This window comes from Aliarcobacter thereius LMG 24486, from assembly GCF_004214815.1.
Taxonomy (GTDB): Bacteria; Campylobacterota; Campylobacteria; order Campylobacterales; family Arcobacteraceae; genus Aliarcobacter; species Aliarcobacter thereius.
Map to the genome: position 1 here is coordinate 1,231,178 of NZ_CP035926.1, position 24,018 is coordinate 1,255,195.

A 24,018-nucleotide genomic window follows, 5' to 3' on the forward strand; every position below is an offset into this window, starting at 1 on the left:
ATTTTGCAATGCTATTAAATAAAGGGAAATAGTATATTTTTTTTGATAAAATATATATCAATAATTCAAAAAAGGATAAATTATAAAAACTTTTTCAAGCTTAAATTTAGACGAAAATATTTTAAAAGCTCTCAATGATTTAAATTATGAAAATCCAACTGCAATTCAAGAAAAAGCTATTCCTTTAACTTTAAAAGGAAAAGATATAATTGGAATTTCACAAAGTGGTACAGGGAAAAGCTGTGCTTTTATTCTTCCTATTTTACAAAATTTAATAGAAGAGCAAAAGAAATCTTCAAATAATATTTTAAGAGCTTTAATTGTAGCTCCTACAAGAGAACTAGCAAAACAGATAGTAAACTCAATAGATGATTATTCAAAATATTTAGATATAAAAAGAGTTGCTGTTTTTGGTGGTGAAAGTAAAAATCTACAATCAAAAAAATTAAGTGCTGGTACAAATATTGTTGTGGCAACTGCTGGAAGACTTCTTGAACATATAAAAGAATCTAGTATAAATCTTGCAAGTGTTAAATATGTTGTAATAGATGAACTTGATGTTATGCTTGATATGGGATTTGTAAAAGATTTAGAGATGATTTTACCAAATATTGGGAAAAGTAGACAAATTTCTATGTTTAGTGCAACTATTAATTCAACTGTAAAAAAACTTGCAAAAGAGTTTTTAAATAATCCAGCAGTAATTGAAGTAACAACACAAAGACAAAGTGTAACAAGTATAAATCACGAGGCAGTTTTAGTTGATCAAGATAAAAAACTTGAAGCACTATCTTTTTTGATTGGTTCAAAAAACATAAGCCAAGCTTTAATTTTTGTAAATAAAAAAGATGAAGCAAATAATATTGTAGAAAATCTTATTCTTGATGGAATCAAAGCATCTTGTATTCACGGTGATATAAGACAAAGTTCAAGAGCATTAGCTTTGCGAAAATTCAAAGAAAAAGAGATACAAGTTCTTGTATGTACAGATATTGCTGCACGTGGAATTGACATTGAAAATTTACCTTGTGTTATAAATTTTACACTTCCACAAAGTATAAATGATTTTACTCATAGAGTTGGTAGAACTGGTCGTGCTGGTAATATTGGAACAGCAATAAGCTTTTTAAGTGTAAAAGATTATAAGTTTTTTACTGAGATAGAAAAAGAGCTTATTTTAAATGTAAAAAGATATGAGCTTGATGGCTTTGAAACTTTAGAAAAGAAACCAAGAATTAAACAAAAAACTGTAAAATCTATAAAAGATAAAAAAGCTTTATCAAAGACAAAAGAACAATCAAATAGTAGTAAAAAAACTAAAAAAAGTGATAAATTTAGAAAAATTACAAAAAGGGCTTAATTATGAAAAATAAAAATTTTAAACAACTAAAAAACTTTGCAAAAATTGGTGGAATAAGTAGTTTCTTAATTTTTGGTTTAACAGCTTGTAATGATGCAAATAGTCAAAACCAAAATCAAGGGCAAAATAGTAATACTATTTCAAATGCCAGTCAACAACAGGGTGCTTTTGTAATTGTAGAACAAGATGTAAATGGAAACTACAAAATTGCAGATGAATTTCCAGCTTCAAAAACAACTATTGTTTTAAGAAATCCAGATGGTAGTGAAAGAATTTTATCTCAAGCAGAAATTGATAAACTTGTAAAAGAAGAAGAGAAAAAAATTGATGCAGGAACATCTGCTCTTACAAATCCTGAAATGAGTAGTGGTGGAATGGGTCTTGGTGGAGTTTTATTATCTTCAATAGCTGGAGCTATGATTGGTTCTTGGCTTGGTAATAAACTATTTAATAATCAAAATTTTAATAATCAAAGAGCTGCTCAATATAAATCTCCTCAAACTTATAGTAAATCTCAAAATTCATTCAATAATAGAAATGCAGGTACAAAATCAAACGCAAGTAGTAGTAGAAAAAGTGGTTTTTTTGGTGGAAACAATTCATCAAACAGATCTTCATCTAATTCAAGTTTTGGTGGTTAAATATTATGAAATTAGAGAAATTAAAACCTCTTTCAAATGATTATTTAGAATCAATTGGATTTATTTGGCATACAGATAGTGATGAAAGTTCATATATTAGCGATGAGCTTGTTGTAATAAGTGAAGCTGAAGCTGAAGCATATTATGAAGCAGCAAATGAACTTTATGAGATGTTTAGTGAAGCTGGTCAATATGTAATAGATAATGATCTTTTTCATGAATTAAATATTCCTTTTAATTTAGTTGAACTTGTAAAAGAGTCGTGGGAAAATGATGTTCACTGGCATCTATATTCAAGATTTGATTTAGCAGGTGGTTTAGATGGAAAAGCTATTAAACTTATTGAGTTTAATGCAGATACTCCAACTTCACTTTTTGAAACAGCTATTATTCAATGGGCTATATTAAAACAAAATTCTTTAGATGAAACTAGTCAATTTAATAATCTTTATGATGCACTAATTGATAATTTCAAAAGAATTATCACTTTAAATAGTGATATTGAAAATTTTGAAGAGTACTATAATAAACTTGGCTGGAAAATACTTTTTTCAAGTATTTCAAGCTCAAGTGAAGATATAAATACAACAAAACTTTTACAACATATCGCATCTGAAGCTGGATTTAATACAGATTTTGAATTTATTGAAAATGTTGAATTTAGTGATGATGGTATATTTAAAGGTGATGAGCTTTTTGAATTCTGGTTTAAACTTATTCCTTGGGAAGATATAGCTATACAAGAGAATGAATTAGCACTTATATTAACAGAAATTATAAAAGAGAAAAAAGCAATTATCTTTAATCCTGCTTATACTTTAATTTTCCAATCAAAAGCATTTATGAAAATATTGTGGGATTTGTATCCAAATCATCCTTTACTTTTAGAGACATCTTATGAACCATTAGAAGGTAAAAAATATGTTGAAAAAAGAGCATTTGGTCGAGAAGGAGCAAATATAAAAATAGTAAATTCTGATGGCTCAACTGATATAGAAACAGATGGTGATTATGATGGTCATAAGGCAATTTATCAAGAGTATGTAGATTTTCCAAAAGATTCAAATGGTAATTGGTATCAAGCTGGAGTTTTTTATGCTTATGAAGCTTGTGCTTTAGGTTTTAGAAGAGGTGGAAAGATTTTAAATAATATGTCAAAATTTGTAGGACACTTTATAAAATAAGATTAATTTATGTTACTTTTATTCAATAATTTATTATTAATATAGATTTGAAGATCTTTTTTAACGAGAATATATATATTTTGAATACAATTGTACTTTTAAAAAATAATTTTAAGGATATTAGATGAATGAAGAAGTAAAAAGAGAAAAATCTCTTACAATGTCTATGCTTATGACTCCAGAAAAAGCAAATTTCTCTGGAAAAAATGTTCATGGTGGAGAGATTTTAAAAATGCTAGATCAAGTTGCTTATGCTTGTGCTGCTAGATATAGTGGAAACTATGCAGTTACTCTTTCTGTTGATATGGTATTATTTAAAAATCCAATTAAAATTGGTTCTTTGGTTACTTTTCATGCTTCTGTAAATTATACTGGAAGAACTTCTATGGAAATAGGTATTAAAGTCATTTCTGAAGATATTAAAGACCATACTATTAAAAATACAAATGTATGCTATTTTACAATGGTTAGTGTAAATGAAGATGGAATCCCTGTTCCTGTTCCAAAACTTGATTTAGTAACAGAAGATGATAAAAGAAGATATAACGATGCTCTAAAGAGAAAAGAGTTTAGAATGTCTTCAAGACATGCAAAGCAATAAAGCCTAGTAGATTTATCTACTAAGCTTTATTATATTTAATTTAAGCAATAGCTTTTTGTTCTAAGAACTCTTCGTAAGTTCCTTTAAAATCAATTATTGAGCCATCAGCTTGAATCTCTATAATTCTATTTGCATATGAGTCAAGTAACTCTCTATCGTGTGTAACACAAATAACAGATCCAATATATTGATGTAGTCCCTCACCTAAAGCAATAATAGCTTCTAAATCAAGGTGGTTAGTAGGTTCATCAAGAACTAAAAAATTTCCTTGCTCTAACATAATTTTAGAAAGCATCATTCTATGTTTTTCTCCACCACTACAAGAATTAACTTTCTTTTCTTGTTCTTGACCATTAAATAACATTCTTCCTAAACAATTTCTAATCTCTGCAATATCAGCATCTCTATCAAAATCTCTTAACCAATCATATAAAGTAATATCACCATTTATCATATCAGTTGTATTTTGTGGGAAATATGAGTTTTGAATAGTTGCTCCCCATAAAACCTCTCCATTATCTGCTTTTAAATTACCCATTAAAATCTCACATAATGTTGTTTTACCAACTCCATTTGGTCCAATAAGTGCAATTTTATCTCCTTTTTCAAGAGAGAATGATATATCTTTTAATACTACTTGGTCATCATATGATTTTGAAATATTTTTTACAGTTAAAAGCTCTTTTCCAACTTCTCTTTTTTGTCTAAAGATAATCGAAGGATCTCTTCTACTAGATACTTCAATAGCCTGAATATCTAACTTATCAAGTTGTTTTTGTCTACTTGTTGCTTGTTTTGCTTTTGAAGCATTTGCACTAAATCTTGCAATAAATTTCTCAAGTTCTTCTTTCTCTTTCTGCTTTTTATTTACATCTGTTTGTTGTTGTTTAGCTATAAGTGTTGAAGCGATATACCAATCATCATAAGTTCCACTAAATTCTCTAATTTTTTTGAAATCAACATCTAAAATATTTGTACAAACAGCATTTAAAAAGTGTCTATCGTGAGATATTACAACCATTGTTCCATCATGATGTTGTAGTTGATTTTCTAACCATGAAATAGTTTCTATATCAAGGTTATTCGTAGGCTCATCTAAAAATAGAATATCTGGTTTTGGGAAAAGAACTTGTGCTAAAAGGATTTTAACTTTATCACCACCTGTTAAGCTACTCATTAAATTTTGATGACTTGAAGCTGGAAAACCTAAATCTTCAAGAATTTTTGTAACTTTAATATCATATTCATAAGTTGGATCTTCCTCACAACAAATTATTTCAAGTTCTGCTAATCTATTATTTACCTCATCAGTAAACTCAGGACTCATATAAAGTTCTTCTTTCTCTTTAATTGCATCATATAGTTTTTTATTTCCCATTAAAACTGTATCAAAAATTGTACATTTTTCAAAAGCAAATTGGTTTTGAGATAATACTCCTACTTTTTTACCATTTTGAATTTGTACTTCTCCTTCTGTTGCTTCTTCTTCTCCTGAAAGAATTTTAAGGAAAGTTGTTTTTCCAGCACCATTTGCTCCAATTAGTCCATATCTTTTACCACTATCTAGTTTTAAATTTATATCGGCAAATAGAACTCTAGCACCAAATGATTTCTTTAAATTAACTGTTTGAACCATAATAATTTAACTCCGTTTTTATATAATTTTTTATTTTATTTGATTAATTTTTGGCGATTATATCCAAATTTAAAGCTTTTTGCCTTAAGAAAAAGTTTTATAACTCTTTCTCAAAAGCTAGTTTCATAATATCATCTTCACTTATAATATCGCTGTTATCTTCATTTGGTGGATTTTTTATCCATAATACTTTAGTTTTAAGTTGATCCAATTGATATTTTGTAAGATTTTTTATAAGTTGGTCTGTTACCATCTCTTTTGTTAAAGTATTTGCATTTAACATTTTTTTGATAACTTTTTCTAAGTTTTTCTTTGTAGATTCAAATGCTTTTTCTTCATCTGTAAGCGAAATATACTCTTCATCAAGATATTTCATAACAGCATCTCCTGGATACTTATAAGTTGTAATTCCTTTGTAGTTATACTTTTGACATTTAAGTCTTGGAATATAAACTCCTGTAAATACATATCCTAAAACTGTATTTATACCTTCAAGAGTTCTTAGTGGGTTATGTGAACATATATAATCATCTTTTACAACTGTTGGTGAGTTTTGAAGTGAAGTTATATTGTTGTGTAAAATAACAAAACTTCCTTTTACCTCTTTTGGTCCACCTCTTAAAGATACTAACTCATTTTTATGTGCAAAAAAACTTCCTCCCACTCTTGTAGGACTTCCTTCTAGTGATATTAATTCATTTTCACTAATATCAAAATCTCCATCAACATAGTTGAAATTTAAAGGAAGTTTTGTAAGATTTGGTAATCTATTTGATAGTTTTACATCTCCTTGAACATCAACAGAGTTATCAGGTAAAATTGTAGTTCCCTTTATATCAAACTTATCCAACCAAGCTTGAATATCTTCTTCATTTGTTAAAGCAACTAAAGGTCTATAAATATGTGAAACTGCTTCTCTTCCGTTATATCTAAAAACTTGATCTTCTTCTGATTTTGGATTTATATTTAATCTTATATCAGTAACTAAATCTCCACCTATTTCATCTGCAACACCATCAAGCTCACTAATTCTATTTGTATTACATATATAGTCTTGCTTAACTGTAATTGGTCCGCCCATTAAATTTTCTAAAATATTAGAAGAACAATCAAAATAAGTATCTATACTTTTTGGTCCACCTTCTAAAGTAGAAAGCCTATTATTATTACATTTAAAATGTCCTCTTACTGTTCTTGGACTTGCTTTAATTGATGTTAATTCATTATGCGAACAATCATAAAAACCTCTAACCTCTTTTGGTCCATATGATAGATTTTTTAGATTATTATTTGAACAATCAAAATCCCCAACCTCAACTGGACAATCAAATAAAGATGTTAATTTATTGTATGAACAATTAAAATCTTTCATAACAATTTTTGGACAACCTTCAAGACTTGGAAGTTCATTGTTACTTATATCAAAATAACCATCTATTCTATCAAACTTAACAGGTAGCTTCTCACCTTTTAGTTTTTCACTTAAATTTACATTTCCTTGTACTGAAATATAAAAATCATCTGATATATGATAGTTGTTTATTCCATATTCTCTTAACCAATTTTCAATTTCACTTATATTAACCAGCATTTAAACCCTTGTTTAAAAAATATCCTTAGATATTAACATTTTCCTACTTAGTTTATGAACTCAACTATATCTTTAAACTCTTCTCTTAATTGCTTACTTTGTTCATTTATTCTATATCCAAAAGGTAATACAACTGATACTTGATATTTTGTTTTATCAAGATTCAAAAGTTCTTCCAGTTTATCTTTTTCAAATCCTTCAATAGGACAAGAATCTACACCTTTTACAGCAGCAGCTGTCATCATATTTCCTAAAGCAATATAAGTTTGTCTTGCACTCCATGCAAATGTTGTTTTATCTGAAACAAAATCATCTTTTAAATGATTTGCATATTTTTCTACATATGCTTCAACAGCCTCTTTTGGTAATCCTCTTCTATTAAACTTTCTTAATACTTCACTACTCTCTGCTTTTACATCTTTAATCTTTGCTAAGATAATCACAAGATGAGAACAAGATGTAATTTGAACTTGATTCCAACAAGCTGGTCTTAACTTCTGTTTTAACTCTTGATTAGTTATAACTAAAAATTTCCAAGGTTCTTGTCCAAAAGATGATGGAGATTTTCTACCTGCTTCTAAAATATAGTTAATAGTTTCATCACTAATCTTTTTTGTATCATCAAAAGCCTTACAAGCATGTCTAAAATCCATAGCTTCCATAAATGTTTTTTCCATATTATTCTCCTAATCATAAAAGTTTTTTTATTTTTTTAAATCCTTATTATATAGTGCCAAACTTAATCCTAAAATAATTTTGTTTTGTTTTTTATAAAGATATTATTTAGGCTATTTTTTTTATTTTTTTATGTTAGAGTTCAAAATTATTTATATTTTAAGGTATTATATGGAAAATATACTATTAATTTTATTTGCTCTATTTTTGGGTTATATGTTAAATCGTCTTAATATTATGCACAAAGATGGTTCTATTGCTTTAAATAAATTTGTACTTTATGTATCTTATCCTGCAATTGTACTTTTACAAACTCCTAAGATAAACTTCTCTTTTGATCTTATGATTCCTGTTTTAATAGCTTGGATTGTTATGACATTAAGTGCAGTTTTAATACTTTTTTTATCAAAATTATTTAATTTTACTAAAGAAGTAACTGGAAGTTTAATGCTTGTTGCTGTTTTAACAAACAGCTCATTTTTAGGAATTCCTTTAATTGAAACTTATATGCCAGATAAAGATTTTATGCCTTATTTACTTGTATATGATCAACTTGGAACTTTTTTAGCCTTTGCTATTTATGGTACTTTTATAGTATCTATTTATACAAGTAAAACAAAAATTACATTTAAATTAATTACTATAAAAGTAATAACTTTTCCACCTTTTTTATGTTTAATTATTGCACTATTTTTTGTAGGTGTTGAATTTCATCCAACTATTACAAAAGTTTTAGAAGCTTTTGCTATCACAACTGTTCCTGTTGCTTTAGTTGCTGCTGGATTACAAATGCAACTAAAACTTCCAAAAGATGATATAAAACCTTTTTCTATTGCATTAATTATTAAACTTGTTTTTGCTCCAATTGTTGCAATTATTATTTGTAAAATATTTGGCTGGGAAGGATTAGCTAGTGATGTTTCTATACTTGAAGCTTCTATGGCTCCAATGATAACAGCAGGTGCAATAGCAGCAATGGCTGGTCTTGCTCCAAGACTTAGTTATGCAATTATTGGTTATGGTATTTTAATATCATTTGGGACAAGTTATATTGTTTCTTTAATATTATAAACAACTATTTTACTTAAGATTAACTATATTTTAGTAATATACAAAAAAATTTAAAAAGGAAAAAAATGTTAAAGCAAATAAAATTGGCTTTACTTTTATCTCTGTTTCTTGCAATATTTGCACAAGCAGATTTTATAAAGTTAAAACAAAACGAAATTTCAGAATTTGAAAAATTAGAGCTTTTCAAAAGAGCAAATATTAAAGTTGAGAAAGGTTTTGATACAGGAACATTTTATCTTCTTAGTATAAGTGTTCAAGGGAATAAAGATGAAGTTTTTCTTACAAAAGATAAAAAATATATTATAAGTGGTTCAGTTATTGAAAGCTCAAGTGGAAAACCTCTTAAAGCTCCTGCTGATTTATCTTCTTTAAAAGGTAAAGAAGTATTTACTTATGGAAATGGGAAAGAAGAGTTAATCTTATTTACAGATCCAGAATGTCCTTATTGTAAAAAATTTGAGTCATATTTTCCTCAATTAAAAGATAAAGTAAAAATCAAAGTATTTTTCTATCCTTTAGATTTTCATCCAAAAGCAAGAGAAATAAGTAAATATATTTTAAGTAAAAAAACAGAAAAAGAGAAGATAGATGCTTTCTTTGAGTTTGATATAGGAAGTGATTTATCAAAAGTTGATAATGCTAAATATTCAAAAACAGAAGAAGAAAGATTAAATAAACTTTTAAATGAACAAATTGACTTAGGTATAAAACTTGGTGTTCAAGGAACTCCTTCTTTATATGATAAAAATGGTCAAAATGTAATTTGGATACAACTTTTAGATAAATATGGAATTAAATTAGATTAAGATTTATTCTATTTTTATTTATTTTGGTTAGAATTTCAGCCTTAGGTCTCAGGTTGAGATTCCACCATTAATTTTTTTAAATTTAATGAATGGACAAAATTAAACTATAATTTTGGAGATTCATTTGAATAATCAAAATCACTGTATATCAATCTTTACAGGAAATTTACCTCCATCAAAAGCTCTCTTTTTAAGATTAGAAAATGCATTTTTAATCTGTAATACTTATGAGATAATTGAAATTGTCTCTTTCAAAGAGTTTATTGAGACAGAACTTCGTGCTTGGGCAAGATTAAAAGGACATCTTTATTTAGGTAGAGAAAAACTAAAGAATCAATACTCTTACAAAATACAAAAAATAGTAAAAAATGACTACCTACAAAAAGCATCATGGGGAAAAAAGATGCAAGGAATAGATACTTCCAATCCAAAATTAAAAGATTTGGATTTAAGCGATGATATTCTTGTAAAAGCTCCTGATAATAACGGTCTTTTAACAAGAGGAATAGTTACACAAGAAAATAGCCCAATTTATGATTTTGAATTATCTTATAAGGAGCAAGTTTGGTCAAATCCTATTTCTGTTTTATATGAAGAGGGTAAAAATTTACAATGGAATGCAACAACAGATATTCCTTGGAATGAAATCCCAAATCTAAATCCTATTTTAGAAAGAGCAATTTGTCAAATTATGACTTATTTAGTAGAAAATGAATTCTCTGCTTTATATATTCCAGCAAAATTTGTTAGTAAAATAAATCCATATTATATGGAAGTTCCCCTGTTTTTATCATCTTTAATGAATGATGAAGCAAGACATATTGAAGTTTTTACAAAACGAGCAAATGCAAATGGTGGAGGTTTTCAATACTCAAGTGAAGTTACACAAAAATCTCTTTTTTCTTTATTTAAAGAAGATGATTATATAAAAAGCTCTTTTTTACTTCATGTTATGGGGGAAGGAACTTTTGTTGATTTATTAAGTTTTTTAGAAAAATATATGCCAGATGAAGCTACAAAAAAGATTATAAGACTATCAAAAAGAGATGAAATGCGTCATGTTGCTTATGGGATTGAACATGTAAAATCTGCCATTGAACAAAACCCAAATAGAATAAATGCTCTTAAAAATACGGCTTTTAAAAGAAAAGAGTTTATGGATGAAGTAAATGGAGAATCATCTTTACTTATTGAGTCCCTAGCTATTTTAGCAGGAGGAAGTGATGAGCCAGATGCTTATAAAAGAGGTTTTGATTTAGTTGAAGAGTTAAAACAAAAGATGAATGAAAATAGAGTAAAAAGATTGATAAATATAGGTATGGATGAAGATTTAGCAAATGATATCTCCAAAGTACACACCCCAAATTTTATGTAATAGGAAAATTAGATGTCAAATTTATATAATGAAATGTTAGATTTTGCAAAAAAAAATATTGCACCATTTACAGATGTTGTTGATAGTGAAGCAAGATTCCCATTTGAAAGTTTTGAAGCTATAAAAGATAAAAAACTAACAGGACTTTTAGTTCCAAAAGAGTACGGAGGAATGGATCTTGGTTTTTATGAACATACGCAAACTGTTTTAGCATTTGCAAATTATTGTGCAACAACAGCATTGTGCTATATGATGCATAATGTTGCTACAAATTGTTTAGCAACTCATGGAAGTGAAGAGTTAAAAAAAGAGTTTTTACCAAAAATTGCAAATGGTGAGATTATGTTGGCTTTAGCATATAGTGAAAGTGGGACAGGAACTCATTTTTATAATCCAGAAATCAAAGTTACTAAAGATGGACAAATTTTAAGTATGAATGGAAGAAAAAGTTTTGTTACATCAGCACAATATGCAGATTATTATTTAATTGATGCAAACTCATTTGATAGTGAAGGACTAGATAATTGGCTGGTTTCAAAAGATTTAGCAGGAATTAATTTTGAACATAATGCTTGGAATGGATTGGGTATGAGAGGAAATGCTTCTTGTCCAATGATTTTAGAAAATGTAAAAATTGATGAAAGATTTAGAATTGGAGCAGCAGGAAGTGGATTAGATCAAATATTTAATACTGTTGGTCCATTTTTTATAATGGGATTAGCAGCTGTTTATAGTGGAGTTGCATTAAATGCAAGTAATTCAATAATTGATTACTCAATGAATAGAAAATATAGTGATAATTCAGCACTTTGTGGTATTCCAACTGTTCAAAATCATATTTCAGATATTTATTCAAAAGCTGCAAGTGCAAAATACTTTACATTAAGTGCAGCAAAAAGTGTAATTGAAGCAGACCCAATGGCACAAGCAAATGTATTAGCAGCAAGAATTCATGCTTCATCTATGGCTGTTGATGTTTGTACAACTGCCATGAAAATTGGTGGAGGAACTGCTTACGCCAAAAGAATAAATATAGAAAGACTTCTAAGAGACTCTTTAGCTGCTGCTGTTATGGCACCAAGTACTGATGTTCTTACAACTTGGCTTGGAAAAGCTTTAACAAATCAAGAGATAATTTAAGGAGAAAAAATGAAAAAACCAATAGTTGTAGGATCTGTTGCATATGATCCAAAAATAGTAACAATATGGGATATTATTAGAGATTATTTTAATGAAAATGGTGTAAGACTTGATTATGTACTTTTTTCAAATTATGAAGCACAAATTGAGTATTTATTAAGTGGTAAAATAGATTTAGCTTGGAATACAAATGTTGCTTGGGTAAGAACTTATGAACTAAGTAATCATAAAGCACAAGCACTTTTAATGAGAGATACTGATATTGATTTCAAATCTGTATTTATTGCAAAAACAAAAAAAAATATAAAATCTATTAATGATTTAAAAGGTAAAAAGTTTGGACTTGGAAGTGAAGATTCTGCACAAGCAGCAATTTTACCTTTGAAATATTTAGAAAATGAACTTGGTAAAGATATCAAAGATGTAGAAATTATAAGATATAACTCCGATTTAGGAAAACATGGTGATACTGGAAGAAGTGAATTTGATGTACTAGAAGATATTAAAAATGATAAACTAGATGCTGGTGCTATTGGTATTAGTACTTGGATTAGAATTATTGAAGAGGGACTTTTTCCAGATGGTGAAATAGAAGCTTTTTATACAAGTGAAGGTTATTGTCATTGTAATTTTACAGCACTTGATAGTTTAGATAAGAATATCAAAAAAACTTTTATAGATATGATGCTAAAACAAGATCCAAATGATCCAATAATCAAAAAAATGATGCAAATGGAAGGTCTTAATAAGTGGGTTCTTACATCCCAAAAAGAGCTTAGAGCTTATGATATTTTAACAGAAGCTATGAAAGAGCAAGACTTAATAAAAAACAACTGGTAAAATAGTGGGTATTAAATCCCACTATTAAACAAAAAACCAAACTAGAAAATATCCCATAAAACATAAATATATAAATAGTGTAAAACTTAAGTAAAAAGGTTTTAAACCTACTTCTTTAAACTTTTTAAGATTTGTATTTAATCCTAAAGCAAACATTGCCATTGTTAATAATATCATATCAATATGATTTATTGTTTCTAATATATCTCTATTTAAAAATTCAAATGAGTTAAATGCAACAACAAATATAAATATAATAGCAAACCAAGGAATCATGATTTTACTTTTTAGTTTACTCTTCTTTGTACTTGGAAACTTAATTAAAAAATATGATAAAAGCAACAAAAATGGAACCAAAAACATAACTCTAATCATCTTTACAATTATTGCACTATTTGTTGCTTCATCATTTACCATATTTGAAGCTGCAACAACATTTGCAACTTCATGTAAAACTGCTCCTAAATAGACTCCAATTTGATTGTTATTTAAAGGTATTAAGCCAATTTTATATAAAAAAGGCAATAAAAACATAGCAAGTGTTCCAAAAATAACCACAAAAGATACAGCTATTGCACTTTTATATGATTCATTTTTTAAAACACTTGATGTTGCCATAACAGCAGCTGCTCCACAAATAGAAGCTCCTGAACTACATAAAATTGATATTTCTCTATCTAGTTTTAATAGTTTAACCCCAATAATATAACCTAAGATAAAAGTAGAAAATACAATAAACAAAGCTACAAAAACTCCACCAAAACCAACATCTGCAATATCTTGAAAACTAAGTCTAAAACCATATAATATAATTCCAACTCTTAGAAGTTTTTTTGCACTAAACTTTATAGCTTTATCATATTTATCAAAAAAGCTCTCTTTTAATGTATTTGCAAAAATTATTCCTAAAAGAATACCAATAATTAATGGACTTATTCCAAAATTTGAAACTATATTTAGATTTGCAATTAAAATTGATATTATAGAAAAAATAAATATTACTAATATTCCTAATATTAATAATTTTATATCTTGATTATTTGTTTTCATAATAAATCTCCTTTAATTTTAAAACTATATTCTTATTTTTTTAATTTGTAAAATATATTATTTTTAATATAATAATAAATAATTTTAATAAGGAAAAATATGACACTAAAAGAGTTAAGTTTTTTTTATAAACTTTGTGAAAATCCACAAGTAACACAGGTGGCAAGTGAGTTAAATATAAGTCAATCAGCTATTTCATTAGCTATAAAATCACTTGAAAATAGCCTAAATGAACAACTATTTGATAGAATTGGTAAAAAATTAATACTAAATGAAAAGGGGAAATATTTTAAAGAAAAAACTTACTCTCACTATCTAGCACTTGTTGATGCAAGAACAATTTTTCAAGAGAATAAACTAGCTGGAAATATAAAAATAGCAGCAAGTAAAACAATATCAAACTATATTATGCCTAATATTTATTTTGATTTTTTATCAAAATATAAGGATGTAAAACTCGATATTTTAACAATAAATTCAAGCAAAATAATAGATAAAATTTTAAAAAGTGAGTTAGATATTGGACTTATTGAAGTAAATATACAAAATAGTAATTTAGTCAAAGAGAAGTTATCAAATGATGAGCTAATAGTTGTTACAAGTGATAAAGAGTATAAAAAAGAGAGTTTTATTGATACTATTGATAAAAAATGGATTTTAAGAGAGCTTGGAAGTGGAACTAGAGAGATCTTTATAGCAAAAATTGGAGAAATTGCAAAAGAGTTAGATATTTTTATGCAACTACAAGATTTTGAAGAGATAAAAACTATTGTTTTAAACAATCCTGACACGGTAACTGCTATTTCAAAAGTAGTTGTGAAAAAAGAGTTAGAAGAGAAAAAATTGTTTGAAATAAAATTAAAAAATTTAAAGCTACAAAGAGAGTTCTATCTAATTTATCATAAAGACAAATCAAAAAACCTACTCTTTACCACTTTTAAAAATTTTATAAAAAGTAGATTTTAAATAATACTATTTATTTTATAATTTAAAAGCCTCAACTCTTAACCTTACATAATCAGCTATCCAAACATTTTCTTTTGTATAAATTTTATTTTCTAATATTTTAGTAACATCATTATAAAAAATCTCTTTTTGCGAAATAGTTAAGTTTTTTGTAATACCATTTGCAAAAATATCTAACCATTCTTTTATATGATTTATTTTTGTTGGTCTATTTATCAGCTCTATTGATTCTACTTTAAAACCATTTTTTTCTAATATTATTTTATATTCTTTATCACTTACAAAATTCCAAGGATTTTCAAAAATTCCAAAATCTTTATTTTCAAAAAAAACAGTTTGCATAGCATCACACAAAGATTTTATATTTCCATATCCTCCAAATTCAGCTACAAATTTTCCATTTTTTTTCAAAACTCTATTTATCTCTTTTGCATTTTTATCTAAATCTTTTACCCAATGTAAAACTGCATTTGAAAAAACTTTATCAAAATAATTATCGCTAAAATGCAAATCTATTGCACTCATTACATAAGCTTCAATTCCATTTTCTTTAGCTTTTTTAATCATATTTTCACTTAAATCAATTCCAACTACTTTAGCTCCACTTTTCTCAATCTCTTTAGCTAAAGTTCCATCTCCACAACCTAAATCCAAAACTATTTCATTTTTATTTGAGCTTAAAATATCTACTAAAGTAATTGCTAAATTTGATACAAAACTTGCACCTTTTTTATATTTATCTGAATTCCAAATATTTGTTTCCATATTTTCTCCTTTTAATTTTATAAATTTTAGCATCATTCAAAAATTTAAAGTATAAGAAAAGTTACATTTTATATCTGTATTCTTTTGGTGTGAACTTGTATATTCTTTTAAATTCTAAAATAAACCAAGATACACTAGAATAACCGCAAGAAGTTGCTATTTTTGTTATAGAATCATCTGTATTTTTAAGTAAAAATGATGCTTTTTCTAATCTTTTTTGATTTATCCATAATTTAGGAGTAGTATTTAATTCATCTTTAAAATATTTTCTAATTTTAGCTGAAGTTTCTCTTGTAATATTACAAATATCTTCAAAAGTAAATATTAAATCAAGATTTGCTTCTAAAATATATTTTATTCTATGTCTTGTTGTATTCATAATTTTATTAAAAAAGTATATTAAAGAAATTTCATCTTTTTCTAAAACCAAAAGAAACAATTCTTCAATCTTTAATTTTAATAAAGGCTTTGAAAACTCTTTTGCTAAATAATTTCCAATAAGTTTTATATTTATTTTTATTTCATCAAAACTATCATAATTAAAATTAAAAAGTTCAATTTCAGCCTTTTTATCAATTTCTATTTTATATTTTTTAACAAAATCTAATACAAACTTATCATTGAAAAATAAAATAATTGATTTGTATTTTGAATTATTATTTATTCTTTTACTTAAAAAATAGTTGTTTTGATATAAAAAACAAATATTTGAAGAATTTATATCTATTGTTTCTTTTTTTGTAGTTATGATTTTTTGTCCAACAAGAGGAATAATCATTGTATGCATGGTATTCCTTATTGATAAAAAATTATCTCTATATTTAGTAATATAACTTAAACAATAAATATCATCTAAATTAAAAATTCTATTATCACTCTTTTCTATAAAATAATTTGGAACAATATAAGTCATATTAAAGATTTTCTATCAAGTTTTTTGTCTTAATATTATAATAGTAGCAATTGTTGAAAGTATAATACCTATCAAAACTCCTAAAGAGATTGTCTGTTTTTCAAAAACAAACATTATTAAAGCAACTAAAGATGGACTAAGATAAATATATGCCATAACTTTTTTTGGTCCTAAAACAAGTGTTGCTTTTTGATATAAAAATAGTGTTAAAATCGTTGTTGCAATTACTAAATATAGCATTGAAAATAGTAAATTACCATGAACTTTTTCCCACTCATAAGGAATATCTAAAATCCACATTGTAAAACTCATCCAGATTATTCCAGCTATTAAAGTAGAATAAACAAGTACAATAATATCATCATCTTTTTTATACAAAACCTTTAAAAAGATTGAATAAAGTGCCATAGATAAAGAAGCTATTAAAAATATAATATCTCCTTGATTTAAAGAGAATTTTAATAAAAGTTCTAAATCTGCTTTAAAAACAACTATCAAAGTAGAAATTATTCCTATTATATATATAATTAACTGCTTAAAAGGGATTTTTTCTTTGAAGAAAAAGATACATAAAATAGCTGTAATAAGTGGAACTAATGTATATATTGAGCCAGTATTTAAAACAGTTGTATATTCCAAAGCTTTAAACATTCCAATAAAATATAAAGAGTAAAAAAGACTTATAATCATTGCTTTTGGTAAGAATTTTGGTACTGCTTTTAATCTTTTTTTATTAAATATTATAAGTGGTGATAAAAAAATAAGAGCTAAAACAAATCTATATAGAGTTAAAGATATAGCATCTATTGTATTTGAGAGTTTATATGATGCAAGAAATGACCCTGCTATAAAAATTGTTGCTATTATTACATAAATATGGGCTTTTGTTGTTTGTTGCAAAGTTTTACCTCAATCGTTTTTATTTTGATTTTATCTAAAAACTCTTTTGAAACTAATCAAGGCAAACTGTTCTTTATAAAGATATACTTATTTACAAAATAGACAATCTTTTATCTAATTTAAAAAAAACTAAAGCCAAATTTGATAAAATTTCAATCTACAAAAGCTAGGACGACCTATCCTATTAAATAAGTAGCTTAAAGCCCTACCCTATGGGATTGTAGCAGTTTTATAGATTACCTTTACCCATAAGCTTACCCATAAGCAAAATTATATAAATCACTTTAGAATTTATCATCTAACCTTAAACCACTTTTTACACTTTTTATATGTGAATAACTAACAAAATATTAGAAATGGTATCAAAAAGAGCCTTTTTTATATGTGAATAACTATTCAATTTTAACAAAGCCCCATTTGTAGGGATTTTAAAGTTTTGAAAAGAATAGTTTTCAATACTAAATATAATATTTTAATCTATTTCAGCATTTTTTATATTTTCTAACCTTAAACCAATAAAATATAAATTATCTCTTTGATTAAAGTTTGGTTTGTCTAAATAGACAAAGTCATCATAAATCTATAATAAGAGTTTTATAATATTATCAAGTTTTATTTTTAATCATATTATAAAATATTAATTGATTATGAAAAATTTGTATCCATTAACAAAATTGTTAATCGTTAATAAATCATAACCTTAAACAAACAATTAATTAAAATAATCTCTTTTTGGTTAAATCTTAGTTTGAAGTAGTTTTATATTTTTCTTTTAATTCCAACTTTTTTATAAAAGCTATTAATTTCTTTTTTCGTATATTCCAACTCTTGAAGATTATCACTCATTAAAGCTTTTGATATTTTTATTGCTTCACTAAGTAGGATATTTTTTATATCTTCACTTACTGTTATTTCGTTTCTATGTATCAAGGTATTTTGTAGCAAGATTGTAGAACTGTAACTTATAAGATAGATTTCACTTAATAGTTTTGCTGTTTGTTTTGTTTGTATCGTATCAAGTGGCTTAATGCTCTTTAGCCGTTCCAACTGTTTAAGCTTCATTTAGTGTTAGTTCCAAATTTTCAACCATTCCAAACTCATTTTTATTTGTAATATAAGCTTTTGTTTTAAATCTTTTTTCTATACTCTCTATTTGTGAATAGGTATGCTGTTGCAACTGTATCAAATCTTTTAATGGAGTTTCTAACAAATCAGCTTCAAGGATTGCATTATCTATCTTATCAAGTTGTTGTAATAGAGTTTCATATCTTTTTGCAACTGTATTTGAATATTGCTTTTTAATTTCTACCATTGCTAAAAACTGCAGCTCTTTAATATCATCTTCAAATAGTTTTGACCACTGTATCAAAGTTACTTTAGATACTTTTAGCTCTTTTGCTATTTTATCGAATGATATTCCATCACTTCTTAATAATATAAACTTTGTTTGTGTTGGGGTTTTATTTTCCATTCTTTACCTCTTCCAAAATATCATCATAATATTTATTTAGTGTAACAAATGCAATTCCAGTTGCTTTATTTACTTTGTACTTATTAGGGCTTATATCCTTGCTTAAAAGCTCTTTGATAGTTTCCCTAATTAATTGCTTAACTTTTTGTGTTTTTATCTCTCTTGCTTGTTGCAGTGTGTTATTTGTTGCAACTTTATCAAGTGGCTTGATTTCTTTTAATTCATTATAAATGGATTTACTTCTATTTTCCATCAAATCAACCAGTTTATAAAATAAATCATCTCTTATCTCTATAATCATTTAGTAACCTTTTGCTATTAAAAGTAAATCTATTGCAAACAAACCAATAAAAAATATAAGTAGCTCCATCTTCTTAGCTCCTATGCTGTAATTTAGTAGTATTATACTATAAAATAGCTAAGTTATACTAATATCTTATTTATTGTTTAATGCTCTATAAACGATTTCTAATAAATAATTATAAAATAATTATATTTATTTAAAAGGTTAATTTTGCAAGATGAGAAGTATTATATAAATTTAATCAAAGAGCATTATTCTAACGATTATAATTTTTTAAAAAAAAAGTATAAAAAGAGTTTCAAAGAGATTTATAGTATATTAGAAAATCAAGAAAAAACTATTTTAAAGCTACAAAATATCGTTTTAGAGTATCAAGATACAAACAAAGAAGATATTTTAATATCTATTTTTGGTAAAAATAAAAACCTCTATAAAAGCTTTATTACAAATCTATTTAAGGTTGATACATCAAAGCCAGTTAATATCGTACTTTATAATTCAGCAGTTGAATTTTTAAATAAGATTGAGAATAACCAGCACTCTGTTATATAAATCTCTTTTTGACTGTTTCCTTTTATCTTCAAAGGCTCTATTTATAAGGTTTTTAGTGTTGATTTTTTAATGTGAATTATTTTATTATACAAATTGTATAAGTTATCTTATCGAACTTCTTAAGCTGTTCGGGTGTGATTTTATATAAATACAAAAACATAGTTTAAATGCCTTAGAAATGATTTTAAAGTATATTTGATAAATGTATTGATTAAAATGAGTTTGTAGCTTTTAGGTATGTTATTGTTTGATTATGATGAGGTTATAAGAAGATATTAACTCCCTACCTCATCAATATTTACTATTTTAAATCTTTGATAGTTTCATAACCAAACCTTGCTATAAAATTATCATAGCTTAGTATCTTGCTTTTTCCATCTTCCATAAACTCTATAAATGCAATAGCACCATCTGTTGATTTAAGTAGTAATTTGATTTTTAAATCTTCCATCTTTTAGCCTTTATATTTTTATAACTAAGTTATATTTTTTCTTAGTAATTTTGCAAGTAACTCCAACCGTTACAATAGCACCCGTTAAACTCTTATCTTTTGATAAGTACTCTTTTATTTTTGCTTTGTATTCTTTTAATTTTGTTTTATCTTCCATAATTTACCCTTTGAAATGTAATTTTAATTTATCTAAATTTTGCACTAAGTAGCTACCATTAGCAAGATTAATAATCTCTATAAACTCGCTTATAGGTAAAGCTAAACAATTAAAGTTAGGTATTGAGATAGTGGCTTCAATTCTCCATAATGTACCATTCAAGCTATTCTTTAAAGCCTTATTGTATATGCAAATTCTATCCATTGATAAAATGTTTGTATCGTTAATATAAAAGGTATTCCCTTGCTTTTTATAATCTGTTAGATAATAGAATTGCTTTAAAGTTGCAATATCTGGAATGGATTTCATATCGAAGCAAACATCAAGATTTAAAAGGTTTCTACCTCTTTTTACTGATGATTGCATAATAGATAAAATGCTGTTTACTATTTCAACGGGTGGTGGTGCTTTGTGATGTTGATGTAAACCATAAACCACCAAAGTAGATAAATCGTAGTTTTTCTTTTTACTATTGAAGTAATAAATATTATGGTTCTCTAACTGATGGACTGTTGTAAGCTCTTTAAGTTCATATCTTCTTTTTAACTTTAAAAATAATTGATGATTAGGTCTTATTTTGCTCCATCTTCCTAAAGAGTCAAGTTTACTTTTTTTGCTACTTTTTAAAAAATCTATTCTTATGGTATCTATTTCAAAACCAAAATCAAATTGCTTTAAATAATTTTTTAGCTCTGATAAAATGCTCAAATTTTTATCCTCGTTTTTGTTAGTTTTTGTAATACTTTTTAGCTATGCATTAAGGGTTATAAAACTTAAGCTATAAAATCTATACTTAAACCAGCCCCGCCCCCGTAAGGCTTAGAGCTTAGTTTATGGTATTTATTTTCCTTTAGCTATTAGACTACCTTGATATTTATAATATCGTGGAAATTTTACAACCTTAAATCACTAAAAAAGTAACTTAATTTTTTCTATTTCTATTCCTATTGCAATAAGCTAAATAATCTAAATAATCTTTAGCTTTTTTAATATTCTCTTCACTTTTTACCAAAAATCTTTTTAAGTGCTTTTGGCTATTTTGTTTATTTTGGACTGGCATTTCTACCAACTCAATACCTCTTTTTTTAATCTTGTTAAAATATTGATTAGTGTTAGAATAATGTTTATCTGTTGCCGTTAATTGCTTACCATCTAACAAATCAATTAAGATATTCATTGTATAAGATTTGAATTGCATTAAACACCGCCTTTTTTAATAAACTTTTTAAGTGCTTTTTGTTGTAAGAGATAAAGTTCTGTTTGAATAAAATTTAATATTTCAATAAAGTTTTTATCTTTTGGATTTTCTCTATTTTCAATATTTTCTATTGTTGCAAGTAGTTCAATTTGAAACTCTTTTATCTCTTCCAATTTCTCTTTATAGTTAGTTCTTAAAGAGTCATATCTTTGTAGTAAGTGGCTAATATAAAACATTCTCATATTAAGCCCCTAACAAAGCTTTTTCAACTTCTACAACATCAAAAACAGTTACTCTATCACTTATCTTTTTTGCAGTGATTTTCCCTTGCTTAGCATAAGCCCAAACAGTACTAAGTCCTATTCCTAAATGCAGTGCTAATTGCTTAGCTCTCATATACTTAGCAGTTTTGTATTCTAAATTTTCTTTTTCCATCTTTTTACCTTTTGTAAATAAAGAGATATAAAAATCTCTAAGGGATTGAATAAAAGATTAAAATGTATCTTTGAGTAACAAAAATATAAATATTATAAAAGCATTTGTTTTATTCATTATATTTTTATTTTTCTTTTAGTATAGTAGATTGTTTAAATGACTACTACCATTTAAAAGATTGATACAATTTCAACTTTTAAAAACAATTCTAAGATTTTCTACTTACTACCAATAAGTAGAGTTTCTTAGATTTTATCTGTATCAATTAGATACATAAATCAAATCATACTGATATAAAGCAAAACTTTATATTTAAATCCAGCATTTTGAGTAATAATTCACTTGATAAACTATTTGTGTGAAGTCTTAGAAGATAGATAATATCGTTATTTTGTGACTGTAAAACCCATCATTTTAAACAAACCAACAAAATTCAAGGTTCACCCATTTTAGCTTTTTAGGTTTGTAAAGTTTGGTTCTAAACTCTTTAAAATGTTAAAGTTTGGTTCTAATATTTTTCTAACAAACCAACTATAAAAGCACTCCAAAAATCCATCAAAGGTTTTAAATGATTTGTATAATCTGATTTGTTAGTATATGCTTTGATTGTATCTTCTCCAGTGTGATGATCCAGTGCATACTCTTTAACTTCAAAGCTAAATTTATTTTCAATATCTAAGGTATTTATCCAACTTCTAAAAGTACCTCTAAAACCGTGAAGTCTGATTTTTTTACCTATTTTTTCATCATTAAAACCCATCTTTATAAGTGCATTATTTAAAACTTGATAGTCAATATTTTCCCTAATATTAGTAAGCTTTGAAAATACCCATTCACTCTTTAGGAAGTATTCTTTTTGATTTTCTAATATCTTTATAACCTCATCACTCAAAGGCATTTTAAAATCTGGATAGTTACTATTTTTAGCCTTCATTTCAGCCCGTGGAATAGTTAGAATTTTATTCTCAAAATCAATATAATCCCATCTTAACTTACTTAAATTTTCAGCCCTTAAAGGAATATGTAAAACCAGCTTTAAAGCATTTCTTACTGTAAGATTTTTATCATATGAATAAATACTATTTACCAACTCTTTAAAATACTCTTCATTTGTGATTTGAGGGTGGTTTTTGGCTCTTTGTGGTTTATTCTCTAATATGTGATATTTATCTACATTCGATAAAACATTGCTTTTTAAATAGTTGTGAGATATTGCATAGCTTAAAATATTTTGTAAGTAGTTAAATAGTTTTTTTGCAGTTGATGGGGCTTCCTTGCTTTTTGCATTTAAAACCTTTTTAATATCATCTATTGTTACATCATTTATATTTTTATCAATACCTAAAGGCAAAATAACATCTTTATAAATTCTTTGTTTTTTCCATTCAAATTGATTTAAACCGCTGTTTGATTTTTGGTTCTCTAACCATTCATTAAAAACATTTTGAAGATTACTATTATCTTCTATTACTTGCTTTTTATTAAGCTCTCTTAAATGATGGATAGGATTGATTTTATCATCTATTAATTTTCGATATTCAGCTCTTTTTTTTCTTGCTTCACTTAAACTTACAGATGGATAATTTTTAAAAGTAGTTTCAAATCTCTTGCTATTTAGCATAAATCTAAAAACCCATATTTTATAATTGTTTGGAGTTACTAAAAGATATAAACCATCTCCATCATTTAGATAATATTTCTTATCTTTTGGTTTATTTGCCTTTATGGTTTTATCTGTTAAAATATTAAGTTTTTTCATAGTTCTTTAAACCTTTGTAAGTGTTATTTGATGGGGGCTTTAATGTTCTACTTATGGGTATAAAATTTAAAATGCTTGATTTTTAGTGTTTTTTTATACCTTTACCCATAACTTTACCCATAAGCAAAATTGTAACTTATAGTAATACATATTAGATTATGTTGCACTTAATAGCTC

General features: G+C 26.2%; 28 protein-coding genes. 11 read left to right on the plus strand and 17 right to left on the minus strand.

Annotated features, from left to right (window positions below):
* The first annotated feature begins 163 nt into the window (after nt 1-163).
* From ATH_RS06365 to ATH_RS06380, 4 genes are all read left to right on the plus strand, one after another.
* Nucleotides 164-1,360, plus strand: coding sequence for a DEAD/DEAH box helicase (locus ATH_RS06365; RefSeq protein WP_083196696.1), 1,197 nt, complete (start codon nt 164-166; stop codon nt 1,358-1,360).
* Nucleotides 1,361-1,362: 2 nt separating this feature from the next.
* Nucleotides 1,363-2,001 (plus strand): UPF0323 family lipoprotein, encoded by a 639-nt coding sequence (locus ATH_RS06370; RefSeq protein WP_066184642.1) that lies wholly within the window; start codon nt 1,363-1,365, stop codon nt 1,999-2,001.
* Nucleotides 2,002-2,006: 5 nt separating this feature from the next.
* Nucleotides 2,007-3,185 carry a glutathionylspermidine synthase family protein gene (locus ATH_RS06375; protein ID WP_066184643.1) on the plus strand — a complete coding sequence of 393 codons (1,179 nt, stop codon included), beginning with the start codon at nt 2,007-2,009 and terminating at the stop codon, nt 3,183-3,185.
* Between the two features lie 124 nt (nt 3,186-3,309).
* Complete coding sequence (locus tag ATH_RS06380) at nt 3,310-3,786, plus strand: acyl-CoA thioesterase (RefSeq protein WP_066187637.1); 477 nt, start codon at nt 3,310-3,312, stop codon at nt 3,784-3,786.
* A 40-nt stretch (nt 3,787-3,826) separates the two neighbouring features.
* On the opposite strand, the gene ATH_RS06385 is transcribed toward ATH_RS06380, so the two are convergent.
* The 3 genes from ATH_RS06385 to ATH_RS06395 all read right to left on the minus strand — a co-directional run bounded on the left by ATH_RS06385 (nt 3,827) and on the right by ATH_RS06395 (nt 7,690).
* Entirely contained in the window at nt 3,827-5,422 is a 1,596-nt protein-coding gene (locus ATH_RS06385) for an ABC-F family ATP-binding cassette domain-containing protein (RefSeq protein ID WP_066187640.1), read from the minus strand.
* A gap of 97 nt (nt 5,423-5,519) precedes the next feature.
* Nucleotides 5,520-7,013, minus strand: a complete 1,494-nt coding sequence (locus tag ATH_RS06390; protein WP_228140844.1) for a hypothetical protein — start codon at nt 7,011-7,013, stop codon at nt 5,520-5,522.
* Nucleotides 7,014-7,060: 47 nt separating this feature from the next.
* Nucleotides 7,061-7,690, minus strand: coding sequence for an NAD(P)H-dependent oxidoreductase (locus tag ATH_RS06395; RefSeq protein WP_066187643.1), 630 nt, complete (start codon nt 7,688-7,690; stop codon nt 7,061-7,063).
* Between the two features lie 169 nt (nt 7,691-7,859).
* On the opposite strand from ATH_RS06395, the gene ATH_RS06400 reads away from it, so the two are divergent.
* The 5 genes from ATH_RS06400 (at nt 7,860) to ATH_RS06420 (ending at nt 12,920) form a co-directional block, all read left to right on the plus strand.
* Nucleotides 7,860-8,759 (plus strand): AEC family transporter, encoded by a 900-nt coding sequence (locus ATH_RS06400; RefSeq protein ID WP_066187647.1) that lies wholly within the window; start codon nt 7,860-7,862, stop codon nt 8,757-8,759.
* Nucleotides 8,760-8,824: 65 nt separating this feature from the next.
* Entirely contained in the window at nt 8,825-9,565 is a 741-nt protein-coding gene (locus ATH_RS06405) for a DsbC family protein (RefSeq protein WP_066390234.1), read from the plus strand.
* A 124-nt stretch (nt 9,566-9,689) separates the two neighbouring features.
* On the plus strand, nt 9,690-10,940 hold the full coding sequence (locus tag ATH_RS06410) for a ferritin-like domain-containing protein (RefSeq protein WP_066390232.1): 1,251 nt from the start codon (nt 9,690-9,692) through the stop codon (nt 10,938-10,940).
* A 12-nt stretch (nt 10,941-10,952) separates the two neighbouring features.
* The gene (locus tag ATH_RS06415; protein ID WP_066246946.1) at nt 10,953-12,080 is read left to right on the plus strand and encodes an acyl-CoA dehydrogenase family protein; all 1,128 of its coding nucleotides are present in this window, start codon (nt 10,953-10,955) and stop codon (nt 12,078-12,080) included.
* Between the two features lie 9 nt (nt 12,081-12,089).
* Nucleotides 12,090-12,920 carry a phosphate/phosphite/phosphonate ABC transporter substrate-binding protein gene (locus tag ATH_RS06420; protein WP_066390231.1) on the plus strand — a complete coding sequence of 277 codons (831 nt, stop codon included), beginning with the start codon at nt 12,090-12,092 and terminating at the stop codon, nt 12,918-12,920.
* A gap of 24 nt (nt 12,921-12,944) precedes the next feature.
* Here ATH_RS06420 and ATH_RS06425 read toward each other — a convergent pair whose 3' ends face one another.
* A complete protein-coding gene (locus ATH_RS06425; protein WP_066187653.1) occupies nt 12,945-13,970 on the minus strand; it encodes a YeiH family protein in 1,026 nt (341 codons plus the stop codon).
* 99 nt (nt 13,971-14,069) lie between these two features.
* On the opposite strand from ATH_RS06425, the gene ATH_RS06430 reads away from it, so the two are divergent.
* Entirely contained in the window at nt 14,070-14,936 is an 867-nt protein-coding gene (locus ATH_RS06430; protein WP_066390227.1) for a LysR substrate-binding domain-containing protein, read from the plus strand.
* Nucleotides 14,937-14,951: 15 nt separating this feature from the next.
* Here ATH_RS06430 and ATH_RS06435 read toward each other — a convergent pair whose 3' ends face one another.
* The 6 genes from ATH_RS06435 to ATH_RS06460 all read right to left on the minus strand — a co-directional run bounded on the left by ATH_RS06435 (nt 14,952) and on the right by ATH_RS06460 (nt 19,286).
* On the minus strand, nt 14,952-15,701 hold the full coding sequence (locus ATH_RS06435) for a class I SAM-dependent methyltransferase (RefSeq protein ID WP_066390226.1): 750 nt from the start codon (nt 15,699-15,701) through the stop codon (nt 14,952-14,954).
* A gap of 61 nt (nt 15,702-15,762) precedes the next feature.
* Nucleotides 15,763-16,488 carry a helix-turn-helix transcriptional regulator gene (locus ATH_RS06440; RefSeq protein ID WP_167542999.1) on the minus strand — a complete coding sequence of 242 codons (726 nt, stop codon included), beginning with the start codon at nt 16,486-16,488 and terminating at the stop codon, nt 15,763-15,765.
* Nucleotides 16,489-16,629: 141 nt separating this feature from the next.
* Nucleotides 16,630-17,514 carry a DMT family transporter gene (locus tag ATH_RS06445; RefSeq protein WP_066390222.1) on the minus strand — a complete coding sequence of 295 codons (885 nt, stop codon included), beginning with the start codon at nt 17,512-17,514 and terminating at the stop codon, nt 16,630-16,632.
* 759 nt (nt 17,515-18,273) lie between these two features.
* Nucleotides 18,274-18,576: a hypothetical protein gene (locus ATH_RS06450; RefSeq protein ID WP_066390221.1), complete on the minus strand. Its 303-nt coding sequence runs from the start codon at nt 18,574-18,576 to the stop codon at nt 18,274-18,276.
* Nucleotides 18,566-18,985: a hypothetical protein gene (locus ATH_RS06455; RefSeq protein WP_066390220.1), complete on the minus strand. Its 420-nt coding sequence runs from the start codon at nt 18,983-18,985 to the stop codon at nt 18,566-18,568. The genes ATH_RS06450 and ATH_RS06455 overlap by 11 nt, the downstream gene beginning before the upstream one ends.
* On the minus strand, nt 18,975-19,286 hold the full coding sequence (locus ATH_RS06460; RefSeq protein ID WP_066390216.1) for a hypothetical protein: 312 nt from the start codon (nt 19,284-19,286) through the stop codon (nt 18,975-18,977). The genes ATH_RS06455 and ATH_RS06460 overlap by 11 nt, the downstream gene beginning before the upstream one ends.
* 213 nt (nt 19,287-19,499) lie before the next feature.
* On the opposite strand from ATH_RS06460, the gene ATH_RS06465 reads away from it, so the two are divergent.
* Nucleotides 19,500-19,841, plus strand: coding sequence for a hypothetical protein (locus tag ATH_RS06465; RefSeq protein ID WP_066390215.1), 342 nt, complete (start codon nt 19,500-19,502; stop codon nt 19,839-19,841).
* A gap of 301 nt (nt 19,842-20,142) precedes the next feature.
* Here ATH_RS06465 and ATH_RS09900 read toward each other — a convergent pair whose 3' ends face one another.
* The 7 genes from ATH_RS09900 to ATH_RS06490 all read right to left on the minus strand — a co-directional run bounded on the left by ATH_RS09900 (nt 20,143) and on the right by ATH_RS06490 (nt 23,841).
* A complete protein-coding gene (locus ATH_RS09900; protein WP_165595951.1) occupies nt 20,143-20,292 on the minus strand; it encodes a hypothetical protein in 150 nt (49 codons plus the stop codon).
* A 10-nt stretch (nt 20,293-20,302) separates the two neighbouring features.
* Nucleotides 20,303-20,449, minus strand: coding sequence for a hypothetical protein (locus ATH_RS09905; protein ID WP_165595950.1), 147 nt, complete (start codon nt 20,447-20,449; stop codon nt 20,303-20,305).
* Between the two features lie 3 nt (nt 20,450-20,452).
* Entirely contained in the window at nt 20,453-21,157 is a 705-nt protein-coding gene (locus tag ATH_RS06470) for a hypothetical protein (protein WP_066390211.1), read from the minus strand.
* 214 nt (nt 21,158-21,371) lie between these two features.
* Nucleotides 21,372-21,647 carry a hypothetical protein gene (locus ATH_RS06475; RefSeq protein ID WP_066390210.1) on the minus strand — a complete coding sequence of 92 codons (276 nt, stop codon included), beginning with the start codon at nt 21,645-21,647 and terminating at the stop codon, nt 21,372-21,374.
* Entirely contained in the window at nt 21,647-21,889 is a 243-nt protein-coding gene (locus ATH_RS06480; RefSeq protein ID WP_066390209.1) for a hypothetical protein, read from the minus strand. Before ATH_RS06480 ends, ATH_RS06475 begins: the two co-directional genes overlap by 1 nt.
* 1 nt (nt 21,890) lies before the next feature.
* Nucleotides 21,891-22,082, minus strand: a complete 192-nt coding sequence (locus ATH_RS06485; RefSeq protein WP_066390201.1) for a helix-turn-helix transcriptional regulator — start codon at nt 22,080-22,082, stop codon at nt 21,891-21,893.
* A 508-nt stretch (nt 22,083-22,590) separates the two neighbouring features.
* On the minus strand, nt 22,591-23,841 hold the full coding sequence (locus ATH_RS06490; protein WP_066390199.1) for a tyrosine-type recombinase/integrase: 1,251 nt from the start codon (nt 23,839-23,841) through the stop codon (nt 22,591-22,593).
* Between the last annotated feature and the right edge of the window lie 177 nt (nt 23,842-24,018).

Bases quoted from the DNA above. Each gene is read 5' to 3' on its own strand.
- ATH_RS06450 (WP_066390221.1), bottom strand. From the start codon at position 18,576: ATGAAGCTTAAACAGTTGGAACGGCTAAAGAGCATTAAGCCACTTGAT.
- ATH_RS06485 (WP_066390201.1), bottom strand. From the start codon at position 22,082: ATGGAAAAAGAAAATTTAGAATACAAAACTGCTAAGTATATGAGAGCT.
- ATH_RS06425 (WP_066187653.1), bottom strand. From the start codon at position 13,970: ATGAAAACAAATAATCAAGATATAAAATTATTAATATTAGGAATATTA.
- ATH_RS06440 (WP_167542999.1), bottom strand. From the start codon at position 16,488: ATGCATACAATGATTATTCCTCTTGTTGGACAAAAAATCATAACTACA.
- ATH_RS09905 (WP_165595950.1), bottom strand. From the start codon at position 20,449: ATGGAAGATAAAACAAAATTAAAAGAATACAAAGCAAAAATAAAAGAG.
- ATH_RS06385 (WP_066187640.1), bottom strand. From the start codon at position 5,422: ATGGTTCAAACAGTTAATTTAAAGAAATCATTTGGTGCTAGAGTTCTA.
- ATH_RS06370 (WP_066184642.1), top strand. From the start codon at position 1,363: ATGAAAAATAAAAATTTTAAACAACTAAAAAACTTTGCAAAAATTGGT.
- ATH_RS06405 (WP_066390234.1), top strand. From the start codon at position 8,825: ATGTTAAAGCAAATAAAATTGGCTTTACTTTTATCTCTGTTTCTTGCA.
- ATH_RS06475 (WP_066390210.1), bottom strand. From the start codon at position 21,647: ATGCAATTCAAATCTTATACAATGAATATCTTAATTGATTTGTTAGAT.
- ATH_RS06455 (WP_066390220.1), bottom strand. From the start codon at position 18,985: ATGGAAAATAAAACCCCAACACAAACAAAGTTTATATTATTAAGAAGT.
- ATH_RS06430 (WP_066390227.1), top strand. From the start codon at position 14,070: ATGACACTAAAAGAGTTAAGTTTTTTTTATAAACTTTGTGAAAATCCA.
- ATH_RS06400 (WP_066187647.1), top strand. From the start codon at position 7,860: ATGGAAAATATACTATTAATTTTATTTGCTCTATTTTTGGGTTATATG.
- ATH_RS06460 (WP_066390216.1), bottom strand. From the start codon at position 19,286: ATGATTATAGAGATAAGAGATGATTTATTTTATAAACTGGTTGATTTG.
- ATH_RS06380 (WP_066187637.1), top strand. From the start codon at position 3,310: ATGAATGAAGAAGTAAAAAGAGAAAAATCTCTTACAATGTCTATGCTT.
- ATH_RS06415 (WP_066246946.1), top strand. From the start codon at position 10,953: ATGTCAAATTTATATAATGAAATGTTAGATTTTGCAAAAAAAAATATT.
- ATH_RS06395 (WP_066187643.1), bottom strand. From the start codon at position 7,690: ATGGAAAAAACATTTATGGAAGCTATGGATTTTAGACATGCTTGTAAG.
- ATH_RS09900 (WP_165595951.1), bottom strand. From the start codon at position 20,292: ATGGAAGATTTAAAAATCAAATTACTACTTAAATCAACAGATGGTGCT.
- ATH_RS06435 (WP_066390226.1), bottom strand. From the start codon at position 15,701: ATGGAAACAAATATTTGGAATTCAGATAAATATAAAAAAGGTGCAAGT.
- ATH_RS06420 (WP_066390231.1), top strand. From the start codon at position 12,090: ATGAAAAAACCAATAGTTGTAGGATCTGTTGCATATGATCCAAAAATA.
- ATH_RS06490 (WP_066390199.1), bottom strand. From the start codon at position 23,841: ATGAAAAAACTTAATATTTTAACAGATAAAACCATAAAGGCAAATAAA.
- ATH_RS06480 (WP_066390209.1), bottom strand. From the start codon at position 21,889: ATGAGAATGTTTTATATTAGCCACTTACTACAAAGATATGACTCTTTA.
- ATH_RS06375 (WP_066184643.1), top strand. From the start codon at position 2,007: ATGAAATTAGAGAAATTAAAACCTCTTTCAAATGATTATTTAGAATCA.
- ATH_RS06390 (WP_228140844.1), bottom strand. From the start codon at position 7,013: ATGCTGGTTAATATAAGTGAAATTGAAAATTGGTTAAGAGAATATGGA.